General features: G+C 60.9%; 12 protein-coding genes. 8 read left to right on the top strand and 4 right to left on the bottom strand.

Translation table 11 applies throughout. The annotated features are described in order from the left end of the window. Positions 1-27 precede the first annotated feature (27 nt). From eno to CO670_RS29685, 5 genes are all read left to right on the top strand, one after another. A complete protein-coding gene (eno, locus tag CO670_RS29705; protein WP_097593576.1) occupies positions 28-1,344 on the top strand; it encodes a phosphopyruvate hydratase in 1,317 nt (438 codons plus the stop codon). 98 nt (positions 1,345-1,442) lie between these two features. Further along, positions 1,443-2,444 (top strand): VOC family protein, encoded by a 1,002-nt coding sequence (locus CO670_RS29700; RefSeq protein WP_097593548.1) that lies wholly within the window; start codon positions 1,443-1,445, stop codon positions 2,442-2,444. 83 nt (positions 2,445-2,527) lie between these two features. Continuing rightward, positions 2,528-3,745 carry an amino acid ABC transporter substrate-binding protein gene (locus tag CO670_RS29695; RefSeq protein ID WP_176539054.1) on the top strand — a complete coding sequence of 406 codons (1,218 nt, stop codon included), beginning with the start codon at positions 2,528-2,530 and terminating at the stop codon, positions 3,743-3,745. A 104-nt stretch (positions 3,746-3,849) separates the two neighbouring features. After that, positions 3,850-4,968, top strand: coding sequence for an alcohol dehydrogenase catalytic domain-containing protein (locus tag CO670_RS29690; RefSeq protein WP_176539053.1), 1,119 nt, complete (start codon positions 3,850-3,852; stop codon positions 4,966-4,968). A gap of 53 nt (positions 4,969-5,021) precedes the next feature. Further along, positions 5,022-5,573, top strand: coding sequence for an NAD(P)H-dependent oxidoreductase (locus tag CO670_RS29685; protein ID WP_097593546.1), 552 nt, complete (start codon positions 5,022-5,024; stop codon positions 5,571-5,573). A 105-nt stretch (positions 5,574-5,678) separates the two neighbouring features. Here the strand turns inward: CO670_RS29685 and CO670_RS29680 are convergent, their stop codons facing one another. From CO670_RS29680 to CO670_RS29665, 4 genes are all read right to left on the bottom strand, one after another. After that, positions 5,679-6,674 carry an aminoglycoside phosphotransferase family protein gene (locus tag CO670_RS29680; protein WP_097593544.1) on the bottom strand — a complete coding sequence of 332 codons (996 nt, stop codon included), beginning with the start codon at positions 6,672-6,674 and terminating at the stop codon, positions 5,679-5,681. A 21-nt stretch (positions 6,675-6,695) separates the two neighbouring features. Next, the gene (locus CO670_RS29675; RefSeq protein ID WP_097593543.1) at positions 6,696-7,658 is read right to left on the bottom strand and encodes a C-terminal binding protein; all 963 of its coding nucleotides are present in this window, start codon (positions 7,656-7,658) and stop codon (positions 6,696-6,698) included. Positions 7,659-7,745: 87 nt separating this feature from the next. Continuing rightward, the gene (gene ppc / locus CO670_RS29670; RefSeq protein ID WP_097593542.1) at positions 7,746-10,499 is read right to left on the bottom strand and encodes a phosphoenolpyruvate carboxylase; all 2,754 of its coding nucleotides are present in this window, start codon (positions 10,497-10,499) and stop codon (positions 7,746-7,748) included. Between the two features lie 131 nt (positions 10,500-10,630). Further along, the gene (locus tag CO670_RS29665) at positions 10,631-11,545 is read right to left on the bottom strand and encodes a LysR family transcriptional regulator (protein WP_097593540.1); all 915 of its coding nucleotides are present in this window, start codon (positions 11,543-11,545) and stop codon (positions 10,631-10,633) included. A 107-nt stretch (positions 11,546-11,652) separates the two neighbouring features. Here CO670_RS29665 and CO670_RS29660 point away from each other — a divergent pair, with 107 nt between their 5' ends. The 3 genes from CO670_RS29660 to CO670_RS29650 form a co-directional block, all read left to right on the top strand. Next, a complete protein-coding gene (locus CO670_RS29660) occupies positions 11,653-12,837 on the top strand; it encodes an acyl-CoA dehydrogenase (protein ID WP_097593539.1) in 1,185 nt (394 codons plus the stop codon). A gap of 59 nt (positions 12,838-12,896) precedes the next feature. Further along, a complete protein-coding gene (locus CO670_RS29655) occupies positions 12,897-13,784 on the top strand; it encodes a 3-hydroxybutyryl-CoA dehydrogenase (protein WP_097593538.1) in 888 nt (295 codons plus the stop codon). 38 nt (positions 13,785-13,822) lie between these two features. Then, a partial coding sequence (locus tag CO670_RS29650) for an NAD(P)/FAD-dependent oxidoreductase (RefSeq protein ID WP_141502437.1) occupies positions 13,823-14,372 on the top strand: 550 nt, incomplete at its 3' end.

Here is a 14,372-nt window from a genome sequence, read left to right as displayed (position 1 = left end):
TCAATCTGACTTATGGACCAATTGAACATGACCAACACCGAAATCCGAAAAGTTCAGGGCCGTCGCGTCTGGGATTCCCGTGGCCGGCCCACCGTTGAGGTAGAGATCGAGCTGGCGTCCGGCGCTGTCGGCCGCGCCATTGCGCCTGCCGGCGCATCGACCGGCACCGGCGAAGCTCTCGATCTGCGTGACGGCGGCAGCGCGCTTGCCGGCTTGGGCATCAACAAGGCCCTGGCGGCCGTCAACGGCGAAATCGCCAGGTTGTTGGTTGGCCGGGACGCCAGGCTTCAAGCCGAGCTGGACCGCGCCATCATCGAGCTGGATGGCACCCAGAACCGGAGCAGGCTGGGCGGGAATGCATCGGTCGCAACGTCGATGGCCCTGCTTCACGCCGCCGCGGCCGCGGCCGATCAACCGATCTGGCGGTATCTCGCGGGCTCCGACAAGGGAATTACCATGCCGTTGCCGGAAATCCAGATTTTTGGTGGCGGAGCGCACGCAGCGCGCCGGGTCGACGTTCAGGATTTCATGATCATGTGCCCTGCCGCCTCGACCTTCTCGGAGGCTTTGGAGTGGACCGCCGAGGTCTACCGCGCCGCGGGCGACATCATGAAGCGGGCCGGCAAGCTCCAGGGCGTGGCGGATGAGGGAGGCTACTGGCCGGCCTTCACCAGCAATGAAGAGGCTCTGGATGCCTTGGTGCGTGCGATCGAAGCTGCCGGTCTGAAGCCGGGCGGCGAAGTGGCGATATCGCTCGACATCGCGGCTTCCGAATTCGGCCGGGAGGGCAGGTATTCGCTGGCGCTGGAAGATCGGCAGCTCGATACGGCCAAGATGATCGACATGCTTGGCGGCTGGTTGAAGGCCTATCCGATCGTCTCGATCGAGGATCCGCTTGCCGAAGACGATCCGGATGGTTTCAAGGAATTTACCGCCCGCTACGGCTCCAGATGCCAGATCATCGGCGACGACTTCCTCGTGACGAACGCGGCGCGGGTAACCGAAGCGATCAGGGATAAAAGCGCCAATGCCGTTCTGATCAAGCCGAACCAGGCGGGCACGATCACCGAGACCTTCGAGGCGCTCGCCGTCGCCAAGAAGGCGGGTTTTCGGACAATCGTTTCGGCGAGATCCGGCGAGACGGAGGATGTGACGATCGCCCATCTTTCGGTCGGTTGGAATGCCAAGCAGCTCAAGGTCGGATCGTTCTCCCGCTCCGAGCGGATGGCCAAGTGGAACGAAGTTCTCCGGATCGAGGAGGCGCTTGGAAAAGAGGCTTCGTTCGCCGGATGGTCGGCGCTGGACCTGGCTGAAAAGCCGGCTGCGGTTGCCGCTGTAGGCTAGAATTTGGATGGGCCGGCTGCGGGTCTCGCGTAAAAACAGGCGTTGACAAAATACCCGGCCGTTTTATGCTAACGTTAGCAAAACTCGATGAGGATGACATGCTTCCGGCTGTTAATTTGAAACCTCCCTTCAACATCACGCGCTTCAGCCACGTCGTGCTTGAGGTCAATGACGTGGGGCGCAGCCGGGATTTCTATATCAATGTCGGCGGCCTCGTCGAAACGGAATTCGAAGATGGTGTCTCCTATCTCCGCGGACTGTCCGAGGCCTGCCACCACAGCCTGGTGCTCGCACCTGCCGGTGGCAAGCCGGCGTGCCGGCGGATCGGCTACCGGGTGTTTCTGGAGGAGGATCTCGACAAGGCCAAGGTCTTCTTCGAGGAGAAGGGGCTTCCGGCGGAATGGATCGACGTTCGAAACCAGGGGCGGACCCTGCTTGTCAGCGATCCCTCGGGCGCTCGCATCGAGCTTTGCTCCAGCATGAGCGTCCATCCCCGCAAGTTTCTCGAGGTGCACGAACATCGCGGCGCCCGAGCCCAGGGCCTCGACCATTGCCAGGTCATCGTCGCCGATCCGCTGGGGCTAAGCGCGTTCTACGGCGAACTCGGTTTCCGGACTTCGGAATATATCGCGGCGGGCGACGATCTCATTGCGAACTTCATGTATCGCAAAGGCGTCTGCCTCGACCTGGCTTTGGTGCCCGGCATCGGCCCGCGGCTGCACCATTTTGCCTATACGGTTGCGGAAAGCAGCGACATCTTCGCCGTCTGCGACTTTGCCAGCCGTTACGGCTATGGAGACAGCGTCGAGCGCGGGCCTGGCCGCCATGGCCCTTCGGGAGTCCTGTTCGTCTATCTGCGCGATCCGGATGGACACCGAGTGGAGTTCTTCAACAATCACTACACCACGATAGACGCTGAATTGGAGCCCATTCGCTGGGACGCGGCATCCCTGAGCACCAATGTCCATTGGGGCATGCCGGCCGCCTCGAAATGGTTCTTCGAGGCCAGCGAGTTTACGGGAGTACCGCTGGAGCGCCCGGAGAAGATGCCGAACCCGATGACGCTGGAACGCTATGCAGAGGGGCTCGCGAAGAGCTGAGGCCTGCCGCCGGCGGGCAGGAGACCGACGCGCCGCGAGACCCGTGAGCGCGATGACATGCCGGAAGCACTTGGGAGGATGAGATGAGTGCGAATTCCATGAAGTTGAACAGACGTGCATTTCTCGGCTCTGCCGCCGCCGCGGCAGCTTTCGGCGCGATGCCGAAGGTTTTCGCGCAAGGTGGGCCGATCCGCGTCGGCGGAACGCTGCCGTTGACGGGTCCGCTTGCCGGCGTCGGCGCAATCCATAAGCTCGCGGCAGAAGTATTCGTCGAACAGATCAACGCCAAGGGCGGTATTCTCGGGCGGAAGGTGGAGTTCGTCCTTCTCGACGACCAATCGCTTCCCGCCAATGCGCGAACGCTCTACGAGCGCCTGGTCACGGCCGACAAGGTCGATCTCCTGATGGGGCCTTATGGCACCTCCTCGATTATCGCGGCAATGGGCGTTGCCGCTCGGTTCAAGAAGATGCTTGTTCAGAGCAGCCTCGGCGACCCGAGCCTTGCGCCCTATCCGCTGCAGTTCCCCTCGCTTCCGATCGGGGCCGAGCCGCAGTTGACCGACACCGAGATCGTTCTCGATGCCTATGCGAGCCTGCCGGTTCCTCCCAAGACGATCGCCTTCGTCACCAGCAAATTCCCGTCGGCCCTGACGATCGCCAAGGGCGGCCAGCAGGTCGCCGAGAAACGCGGCATCAAAAGCCTGCTGGACCTCGAATATGAATTCGGCACGAAGGACTTCGGGGCAATCGCGAACCGCATCAAGGCGGCTGATCCGGATCTGCTGTGGTCGGGTGCGATCGGCATGGAGGCCGTGCAGCTTCTCGATGCGATGAGCCGGATCGATTACCAGCCAAGGAACCAGTTCTATCTGTTCCCGGCGCCCGGCCCGACCGCGGCGCACCCGAAAGCGAATGGCTTGACGTCGCTCACCTGGTTCGAAGAGCACGAACCCTTCCTCACGTATCATGGCGCCCAGGAGTTCGTCAGCGCTTATGACAGCAAGGCGAAAGCGGCAGGATTCCCCTATCCGCGCGCCGAATATCAGGCCGCCGTCGAATATGCGGCGTGGCAGATCCTTGCCGCGGCAGCTGAAGGGGCGGGGAAGCTGGATGATGCCGCGATGGCTGTGTGGCTGCGCGCAAATCCCGTCGAGACGGTCGTCGGGACAAGGACTTTCGACGGCAAGTTCAATGCCGGAAAGCCATCGACAAAGCTCAAGCAAGTTCAAGGAAAGGATTGGGTGACTGTCTGGCCTGCGGACTTCCGACCGGCCGGCAAGGAGTTCCTGGCCGCCCTCTGACGAAACCGCTCGGCACTGCCGCGCACCTGTCTGAAACTGAAAAAATGCGATCGGTCGGGCACGGTTCGACCGATGTCCCTATGGAGGAGTAAATGGTTAAAACTATGATCGCCGCCCGGCTGCATGCTCTGCATCAGCCGATGTCGTTGGATGAGATTCCGGTTCCCACGCCCCGGCCCAACGACGTCCTGGTGCAGGTCAAGGCCTGCGGCATCGTGCCCAACATGGCCAACGTCATCAATAACTGGCCAACTTGGTTTCCCCACCAGCCGCTGCCGAAGTTTCCGGCAGTGTTCGGCCTGGATCCGGCCGGGCTCGTCGCCGAAGTGGGCGAGGCGGTCACCAATGTCAAAATTGGCGATCGCGTCTATGTTAGCCCGCTCAGATCCTGTGGTTCCTGCAAGGCGTGCCGGTCAGGCAACCGCAGCCAATGCCGCTACTACACCTTGAACGGCTACTTCAGCACCAGCCGTGATGGTCAACGAATCTTCGACCTTTATCCCTATGGCGGCTTCAGCCAGTACATGACCGCCCCGGAATATTCACTCGTATGCCTGCCGGACAATCTCAGCTTCGAACAGGCCGGCCGCTTCGGCTACCTCGGCACATCCTATGGCGCCCTGAAGAATGCGCAGGCCGGAGCCGGCCAGGTTTGCCTCATCGACGGTATTACCGGCACGCTCGGCGTTGCGGCCACCAAGCTCGCTCTTGCCATGGGCCTCTCCAAAATTCTGGGCACCGGCAGAAACAGGGAATTGATGGACCGCATCAAGGCCATCGCTCCGGACCGCATCGACACGATCATGCTCGGCGAGGGCTCGACGGGAGCATGGGCGAAGGCCCAAACCGGCGGCGAGGGCGTGGATTTCGTCATCAGCGCGCTCGGCGCGAGAGCCCCCGCCGCGACCGTGGTCGATTCCATGCGCGGCGTTCGTCGAGGCGGCCGTGTGGTTGTCGTTGGCGGCGTCGCCGAAGATGTTCCGGTCGACGTGAAGTGGCTGATGGACGAGCAGGTTCAGCTCATCGGCTCCAACTGGTTCAGCGCTGCCCAGGGGCAGGAAATGGCCGATATGGTCCGCACCGGTGCGCTCGACCTCTCTTATCTCGAGCACAAGATCTATCCGCTCGAGCGGGTGAACGAAGCCATTTCCGGCATCGGCGAACGCGATGGCGGCTTCAGCAACTACGTGGTCGTTCCGCCGGTTCCTGCCGCCTGGCAATAACAATCACCGGCGCCGGCTGCGGCCGGCGCCTCCCTCACGCGAGAAGAGAAAACATGTCCAAGAAAGATATCGCGGTCCTGGTCGGGAGCCTTCGTCAGGCTTCGATCAACCTGAAATTCGCCCGTGCCATGCAGAAAGTGGCGCCTGACGGGCTGAACCTGGAAATCGTGCCGATCGGCGATCTCCCGCTCTATAACCAGGACCTGGAAACCGAGACGCCGCCGGCGGAATGGACGTCCTTCCGCGAGCGCATCAATGCCTGCGACGGCGCAATCTTCGTGACTCCCGAATACAATAGATCCGTGCCGGCGGCATTGAAGAATGCGATCGAAGTCGGTTCTCGGCCGTTCGGGAAAAGCGTGTGGGATCACAAGCCCGGCGCGGTGACCGGCGCTTCTCCCGGTCTCATCGGCGGCGCAGCGGCAGCTCTTCAGCTTCGGGTTATCCTAACCAACATCAACGTGCCGACCATGCCCCAACCTGAAGTTTACCTCAGCACCGCCGACAAATTGGTGGGCGACCATGGGATATTCCTCAACGAAGGAACCCAGAAGTTCATCGAGAGCTTCCTGGTTGCGTTCGAAAGCTGGGTCGCCCGTTTCTGAGCCGAAGCCACTGCAAGACTTATCAGCCGTCGCGAACAACAGCGCGACGGCTCTTTCATTTGCATTGAAGTGAAAAGCGTACTGCTCCGGAAAAGCCTGGGCTCCTTACGGAAACCAGGCCTGCGCCACGTCAGCGAGCTTTTGCGGCGGTGACGCGATCAATGGAATAGCCGCCTTGCGGACCGCCTCGCGCTGACATTCGTCGGTTATGTATTCGACGGGCGATTTGCCATCGACCCGGGCGAGGAAGAGGGCAGGCAGCAGGCTTGCGGCCCGGGCCTCGAGAGCGCCCCGATCTTCCCAATCGACCTGGTCCATGTAGGCTGCCGTCAAGGCCGCGAATGACGATGCGAGCTCGGATGCCGCCTTTGCGGCAACGATCTTCTTCAGCAGCAGATGGTTCAGGCAGAAGGCCAGGTCGAAAGCCGGATCGCCGAACCAGGCGCATTCGGCATCCAGGAACACGGGGCCGTTCCTGCCCAACAGGATGTTCTTCGGGCTGACGTCGCCATGGACCAGCGCCAGCTTTGTTTCGGCCGTGCGCTGAACCAGCTCGGCGAGGCGATCGCTGACGAAGGGATGTTTGGCGGCGGTCGCCACCAGGTAGGGTTCAAGCCGGAGAGCATAGAAGTTGGATCCGGAGTCAAACCTTTCCGCCAAGCCCGATGTGCGGGCACTGACGGAATGGATCTGTCCGATCCGCCGGCCAGTCACCTCTGCCGCCTTTCGGTCGACGTTCCCGTGAAGAAGGCTGGTCTTCCACAGCTGGTACTCGTCGCTCGGCAGAAATTCCATTGCGAAAACGCCAGATGGCGCGTCGTGCGCGAGAGGCTTCGGAACGGCGGAAGGGAAATGCTCCGCCACGAAGGAGATCCAGTTCCATTCGTATAGATTTCTCGACACCGGCGCCTGCCAATCGGCGGATACTTTAAGCTTGGCAAGTGCGCGTTTCACGCAGATAAGCCGGCCGGGAAGCTCCACGCGGTAGATATCTGAAGAAACGCCACCCGTCAGTGGCTTGTAGATCGCTTGCTCGGAAGCGCTCTTCAGGCCGCTCTTCAGCAGGAAATCGTCGAAAATCGTCGTCTCGGCTACAGACATGAATTCAGTGTCCTTGCGGCATTAGCGGCGGGGGCTGTTGCGGGCTTGTTCAGGCATCTCTCCGGAGAGAACCCTGACGACCTCCTCCGCTGCCCGGCGGCGCAGCTCGATCAGCGAAGCATCCGAGGAGAAGGCGACATGCGGCGTGATCATCGCCCCCGGATGAGCAATCAGCTCCGGGGGAACGCATGGTTCATCCTCGAGCACATCGAGGCCGACACCGCTCAGAATGCCGGAGGCCAAGCCTTCGATCACGGCGGCAGTATCCACGACACCGCCCCGGCTGACGTTGATCAGCAGACATCCACGCCGCATCTTCGAGATGGCGTCCTTGTTGATCAGATGGCGCGTTGCAGGCGAAAGCGGCGCGTGGACAATGATGATATCGCTTTTGCTGAGAAGCGTATCGAAGTCGGCAAGCTCCACATTGGCAGGCACGTTCGAGGCATGGGGATCATGTGCCGTCACGCGGCATCCGAGCGCCTGCATTTTTGTGGCCGTCGCGCGGCCGATGCGACCGAAGCCGACGATGCCGCAGGTCAGCTCCGAAAGCCGGCGGAGATTTGCCGAAGCCGGGTCCCAGCGGCCATCGCGCACCTCGCGATCGAAGTGGATCAGGCCGCGGGCCCAGGCAATTGCAAAGCCGACGGCGTGGTCGGACACTTCCGTGACGCAATAGTCGGGAACGTTCGTGACCCATATCCCCCGCTCCGTGGCCGCATCGACGGCAATATTGTCCAGGCCGACTCCGAGACGCGCGACGATCTTGAGATTGGGAGATGCAGCGATCGCCGTCTCGCTGACCTGAGCCCAGCAGGTCAGGATGGCGTCCGGCTTATGCTCTGCGGCCAAAGCGTCGATCTCGGCGGCGGGCGACGGCTCGGCGGGGCCGCTGACCAGGGTGAACCCGGCCCGCTCGATCACCTCGCGCTCCACCTTGTCATCCGGCCAAGCGTAGTCCGTCAACAGCACGGTCCGTGTCATGATTTCCTCCCAATTTGTGCAAACGTTAGCGCAATATTTTCGCCAAGGTCAAGAAAATAGGCTTGCCGCATCCTAATCGGCGGTTCGCTACCCGCTGTTTCGCAGCCCGGCGGCAATTCCATTGATGGTCAGATGCAGAGCCTCTTCCGTGTCGTGATCTCGTTCTCCGTCGCGGTGGCGGCGAAGAAGGTCGATCTGCATGTGGTTCAGCGGGTCGAGGCATGGAAAGCGATGATGGATCGATTGCTTCAGCGCCGGATTATTCTCCAGGAGCGAGGCCTGATCCGTTATGCCGAATAGTGCGGCTGTCGTCGCTTCCCATTCGTCTTTTATGCGTGCGAAGATTTTCTCATGGACGGATGCGTCGGGGGCGAGGTCGACATACCGCGCCGCGATCGCCATGTTGGTTTTGGCCAGCACCATCTCCATGTTGGCGATCAGCGTCTGGAAGAAAGGCCAGTCCCGATGCATCCTTTGAAGAGTTTGCAATCCGTCGGGGTGGCTGGCCAGCCACTGTCCGATGGCCGAGCCAAATCCAAACCAGCCGGGCAGCATGATGCGGCTTTGCGACCAGCCGAATACCCATGGTATCGCGCGAAGGTCTTCAATGCGGCGAGACGAGCTGCGTGAGGCTGGCCGGCTGCCGATGTTCAGTTTTGCGATTTCGCCGATGATCGTGGCTTCCCAGAAGAACCGTTCAAATCCTTCGGTCTCGTAGACCAAAGAGCGATAGGCGCCAAAAGCGAGCTCGGACAGCTCTTCCATGGCGCCGAGATATTCGGGATCCGGCTCTTGTGCGTCGGAAGGCAGCAAAGACGCTTCCAGCGTCGCGGCGATCAGCAGTTCCAGATTACGGCGGCCGAGTGCCGGATTGGAATATTTCGCTGCAATGACTTCTCCTTGTTCCGTCAGCCGGATCGATCCGGCAACCGCGCCGGGCGGCAGGGCGGTGATGGCCTCATAGCTTGGACCGCCGCCGCGGCCCACGGAGCCGCCGCGGCCGTGAAACAGGCTGAGGCGAATGCCCTCACGCTCGAAAAGCCGAATGAAGGCCATCTCTGCCTTATAAAGTTCCCATCCCGACGTCAGATAACCGCCGTCCTTGTTGCTGTCGGAATAGCCGAGCATGATTTCCTGTTTGCCGCCGAGTGCCGCCAAGTATGTCCGATAGGCTTCTATGGTCAAAACTGTCTGCATCACGTCATGCGAGTTTCGAAGATCCGAGATCGTCTCGAAAAGCGGTATGATATTGACCGAGGCCGCTTCAGGCTCATCAGGCCGGAACAGTCCAGCCTCCCGGAACAGGATCATGACCTCCAGCAGGTCGGAAGGGCTTGCCGCCTTCGAGATGATGTAATTCGGGATGCTGGCGCGGCCATAATGCTTATGGGCTTCGGCGGCTTCACGCAGAACGGAAAGCTCCGACATCGTCTCGGCCGAATAGGTCTTGAGAGGTGTAACCAGCAGCCGGGAAGAGCGGAGTTCCTCGGTGAGCAAGCAGATCCTGTCGCTCTCTGCGAGCGCCTCATAGTTTGTGCCGGGGCGCACACTCTCGAAAAGCTCATGGACAACCCGCTGATGAACCTCGGAATTCTGTCGCAAATCGAGGCTGACGAGGTGAAAGCCGAAGACGTCTACGGCGCGTCGGAGGCTGTGCAGTTTTCCAGCGGCGATCTTTTCTGCGCCATTGGCTTTCAGGGATTTGCTGATCGTCGCCAGGTCCTCGGCGAATTCTGCGGGGCGCCGGTAGTAGGCGGCGGCCGCTACAGGCTCGCGAACGAGCTCCATGCTGCCGAATTTACGCGCCGTGGCCGCCAGGCGAGCGTAGATGCCCGAGATCGCCAGGCGATACGGCTCGTGCCGGCGCTGCTCGGATCTATCTGGAGAGACGGTCGCAAGGCGCTGAAGGTCCTGCGAGACCTTCACATACCGATCATCCAAGGAAAGTTCGGCGCCAAGATTGTGCAGTTCGCCGAGATAGAACGAGAAAACTCTCTCGCTCTGCAGCCGGAGCGCCTCCCTCAGGGTCTCGCCGTTGACATAGGGATTGCCATCCCTGTCGCCGCCGATCCACGAACCCATGCGCAGGAATGGCGGCAGCGCGTCATGACCGAAGCTCCAGGGCGAGGTTCGAAGCTGATTTTCGAGAGCCCCATAAACTTCCGGGATGACGCGGAAAATGGTGCTGTCGTAATAGGATAAGCCATTGAGGATTTCGTCCACGACCTGCAGCCGCCGCCCTCGCAGGCTGTTCGTTTGCCAAAGCGTCGTCGTCGCTCGTTCCAGATCCTCCCGATATCGATCCGCCTCCTGCGCCGTCAGGCCGGCCTGGTCGAGACGGCTCAAGCATCGGGCAAGCTCCTGCTCTATGTCGATAACGCTCTTTCGCCGGACCTCGGTCGGATGCGCCGTGAAAACGGGCGAGACGACCGCTTCCGACAGCAGCTTGCGGATATCCTCCACCTCTACGCCGGCGGCAGCGAGAACCGAAAGCGATCTGGCAATCGTTCCCGGCATGGCAGGTTCGCCATCGGCGATGCCGAAGCGCTGCATTCTGGCCTGGTGAGCGTCTTCAGCGATGTTCACGAGCTGGGAAAACTGGCTGAATGCCCGGATCACGCGCTTCAGGGTGCGGGGAGGCATCTCTGCGCAGAAGGGGGCGAGCTTTTCGTGCAGGCGCGGACTGGTTTTTCTGTGGCCGGTCACCGAAAGAGTGCGGACCTGTTCGATGATCTCGCGGACCTCCCTGCCGTCGCTTGCTTCAATGGCTTCGCACAAAAGGCGCCCGAGCATCCGAACATCCTTCACCAGGGCTCTGGCCGTGAGGCGCCTTCCCGGCATGCCTGTTTTTCTCAACTGAAGATCCACACGTGCATTCCTTATGCTAACGTTAGCATAAAACTGACAGGATTTGGCTGAAGAGTCAAGAATGCTTGCAATCGAGCAGGAGCGAATGGTCGAATAGGCCCGGATTAGCCGCCAGCGCCTTGCTGGTAACGCGCGACCTCTTCCAAGAGCCATGCGCGGAACGCCACGACAGGACGGAAGTCCTTCCTGCTGAGTGGTGCGACCGCATAATAGGCGCTGGGGCTTTTGACCTGATGCGGAAAGGCTTGAACGAGCTGGCCATTCGCAAGCTCGGAGTCGATGAGGAAAAGCGGCATCAAAGCGAGCCCCAGCCCGGCGATGCAGGCCTGGGCCACGCTGCTGAACTGTTCGAACCGCATCGCCTGCGACGGGGCGCCGCTGACCTGGAGGCTTTCGAAAAAATGGCTCCAGGCCCCCGGCCGCGACGCCATCTGCAGCAGCGGAAGGCGAAGCAGATCTTCAGGCTTCAAGATGGGATGCGAACTCAGAAAAGACGGGGAGGCGACCGGCGCCACCATCTCCTCCATCAGAAATGTGCTTTCCGCACCCGGCCAGTCGGGCTGGCCGATATGGATCGCCATATCGATGTCGTCGCGGTCGAAATCGAACAGCCCTATGCGCGTCGCGAAGTTCAGCGTGATCTCCGGATGTCTGGCGACAAACTGCGGGATGCGCGGCATCAGCCAGCGGGTGCCAAATGTTGGCAGGATGGCGAGATTGAGCTGATCGTTATGCTGTTTGGTCATGGCGTGCAGCGAAGCGGAGCGGATTTCCGCAAGAGCGCTGGCAACAGCCCGTGCATAATTGGTGCCGGCCTCTGTGAGAATGACGCCGCGGCTGGTGCGCTCGAACAGCAAAACGCCCAGCTGTTCTTCCAGCGCGGCAATCTGCCGGCTGATGGCTCCTTGCGTCAGGGAAAGCTCCTCGGCCGCCGCGGAGAAGGTGCTCAGCCGCGCGACGGAATCGAAAGCCGCGAGAGCGGAGGTCGAGGGAAGCAGTCGTCGCGAAAGGTTTGCCATAAGCTATTACTATAGCTCATAGGCCGATGAGTAAACCTCGCTTTCGCAATGCCGGAAAAACGGCTTTCATTCCACCAAATCGAACTGCCAAAAACCTCAACGGGAGGATGACGATCTTGGCCTTTTCCTGGAATGACCCCTTTCTGCTCGATGAGCAGCTGACCGAAGATGAACGGATGATCCGAGAGTCCGCCGCGGCTTTCGCGGAATCCGAACTCCTGCCGCGCGTTGAGGACGCTTACCTCGAAGAAACGACCGACCCGGAGCTGTTCAGATTGATGGGGCAGACCGGCCTTCTCGGTGTGACGTTGCCGGAGGAGTACGGGGCCGCGAACGCATCCTATGTCGCTTATGGCCTGGTCGCTCGCGAGGTCGAGCGTATCGATTCTGGATATCGCTCGATGATGAGCGTGCAGTCCTCGCTGGTCATTTACCCGATCTTCGCCTACGGCTCAGACGAGCAGAAGAAGAAATTTCTGCCGGGCCTCGTGTCGGGTGAACTGATCGGCTGTTTCGGCCTGACCGAGCCCGACGCCGGCTCCGATCCCGGCGGTATGAAGACCCGCGCCGAAAAAATCGAGGGCGGCTACCGATTGCGCGGCTCGAAGATGTGGATCTCGAACTCGCCGATTGCCGATGTCTTCGTCGTCTGGGCAAAGTCGGAGGCCCACAACAACGAAATACGCGGCTTCGTTCTCGAAAAGGGCATGAAGGGACTTTCGGCCCCGAAGATCGGCGGCAAGCTTTCGCTGCGTGCCTCGATCACAGGCGAAATCGTGATGGACGGCGTCGAAGTCACCGAGGACGCGCTTCTGCCCGGCGTTTCCGGCCTCAAGGGGCCGTTCGGCTGTCTCAACCGCGCCCGTTACGGCATCTCCTGGGGCGTCATGGGAGCGGCCGAGGATTGCTGGTTCCGCGCCCGTCAATATGGTCTCGACCGCAAGCAATTCGGCAAGCCGCTGGCGGGGATGCAGCTTTATCAAAAGAAGCTCGCCGATATGATGACCGAGATCACGCTCGGACTGCAGGGCTCGCTTCGCGTCGGCCGTCTGATGGATGAGCACAAGATGGCTCCGGAAATGGTCTCGCTCGTCAAGCGCAACAACTGCGGCAAGGCGCTTGATATAGCGCGGCAGGCCCGGGACATGCATGGCGGCAACGGCATTCAGATCGAATACCATGTCATGCGCCACGCGCAGAACCTGGAAACGGTCAACACATATGAGGGCACCCACGACGTCCACGCCCTGATCCTTGGGCGGGCCCAGACGGGTCTCCAGGCGTTCTTCTAAAGCCCCGTCATCTGTTCGGCAGAGATCGTCCTTCAACTTCCGGATCAACGAGAGGCAGCATGCCTATAGCGAATAAGATTTCTACCGTCGCCGTCATTGGCGCCGGCCAGATGGGGACTGGGATTTCGGAAGTCGTGGCGAAACATGGGTACGCGGCCTTGGTTTACGATCTCGATAAAAGCCGGGTCCGCGCGAGCATCGAAGCGAGCGCCGGATATTTTAGACGCCAGGTCGAGACCGGCAAAATGCCGGGCGAGGCGGCTGAAGAGGCGAGCTCCCGAATAAAGGGAGCGTTCTCTCTCCAGGAGCTGGCGAGCGCCGATCTGGTCGTCGAAGCGGTAAGCGAGAATGAAGGCATCAAAAGGAAAGTCTTTACGGACGTGTGCACCGTTTTGAAGCCCGACGCGATCCTGGCGACGAACACCTCGTCGCTCTCCATAACGCGGCTTGCCGCGTCAACCGACAGACCCAACCGTTTTATAGGGATACACTTCATGAATCCCGTACCGGTTATGAAGCTGGTCGAGCTGGTCCGCGGCATCGGAACGGATCCGGAGACCTTCGCCACCGCCAAGGAATTCGCCGAATCCATCGGCAAGACCGTCACCGTCTCCGAGGATTTTCCGGCTTTCATCGTAAACCGCGTTCTCATCCCGATGATCAATGAAGCGATCTACACCCTGTATGAAGGTGTCGGAAACGTCGAAGCCATAGATACCGGCATGAAGCTCGGCGCCAATCATCCGATGGGGCCGCTCGAGCTGGCCGATTTCATCGGTTTGGACACATGCCTTTCCATAATGCAGGTCCTTCATGAGGGGCTCGCTGACAGCAAATACCGTCCGTGCCCGCTGCTGGTCAAATATGTCGAAGCCGGCTGGCTCGGTCGCAAGGCGCAGCGCGGGTTCTACGACTACAGCTACGCTCCGGCTCGGCCAACCCGCTGATCCTACCCGTCCAACATCGAGATTGTCAGGCATTCATCATGACCGAAGAACACGCAGGCGAGAGTCGCGAGAGCATGGAATTCGACGTGGTGATCGTTGGCGCCGGTTCGGCCGGTCTGTCGGCGGCGATCCGGCTGAAGCAGGTCAATCCGGAGCTGTCGGTCGTCGTCTTGGAGAAGGGCGCCGAGGTCGGCGCCCATATCCTCTCCGGTGCGGTGGTCGATCCGATCGGCATCGACCGGCTGCTGCTCGGCTGGCGCGAGGATGCCGATCATCCCTTCAAGACCGAAGTGACCGATGACCAGTTTCTGTTGCTTGGCCCCGCCGGCTCGATCCGCCTGCCGAATGTCATGATGCCGCCGTTGATGAACAACCACGGCAATTACATCGTCTCGCTCGGCAATGTCTGTCGCTGGCTGGCCGGCAAGGCCGAGGAACTCGGCGTCGAGATCTATCCGGGCTTTGCCGCCACCGAAGTGCTCTATGACGACAAGGGGGCGGTGATCGGTGTCGCCACCGGCGACATGGGGCTGGAGAAGACCGGCGAGCCCGGCCCGAACTATACCCGCGGCATGGAGCTGCGCGGCA

It is taken from the genome of Rhizobium sp. J15 (genome assembly GCF_002531825.1).
GTDB lineage: Bacteria > Pseudomonadota > Alphaproteobacteria > Rhizobiales > Rhizobiaceae > Rhizobium.
The sequence above is the reverse complement of the archived record's forward strand: the minus strand, read 5'-3'. Positions and strand labels throughout refer to the sequence as shown.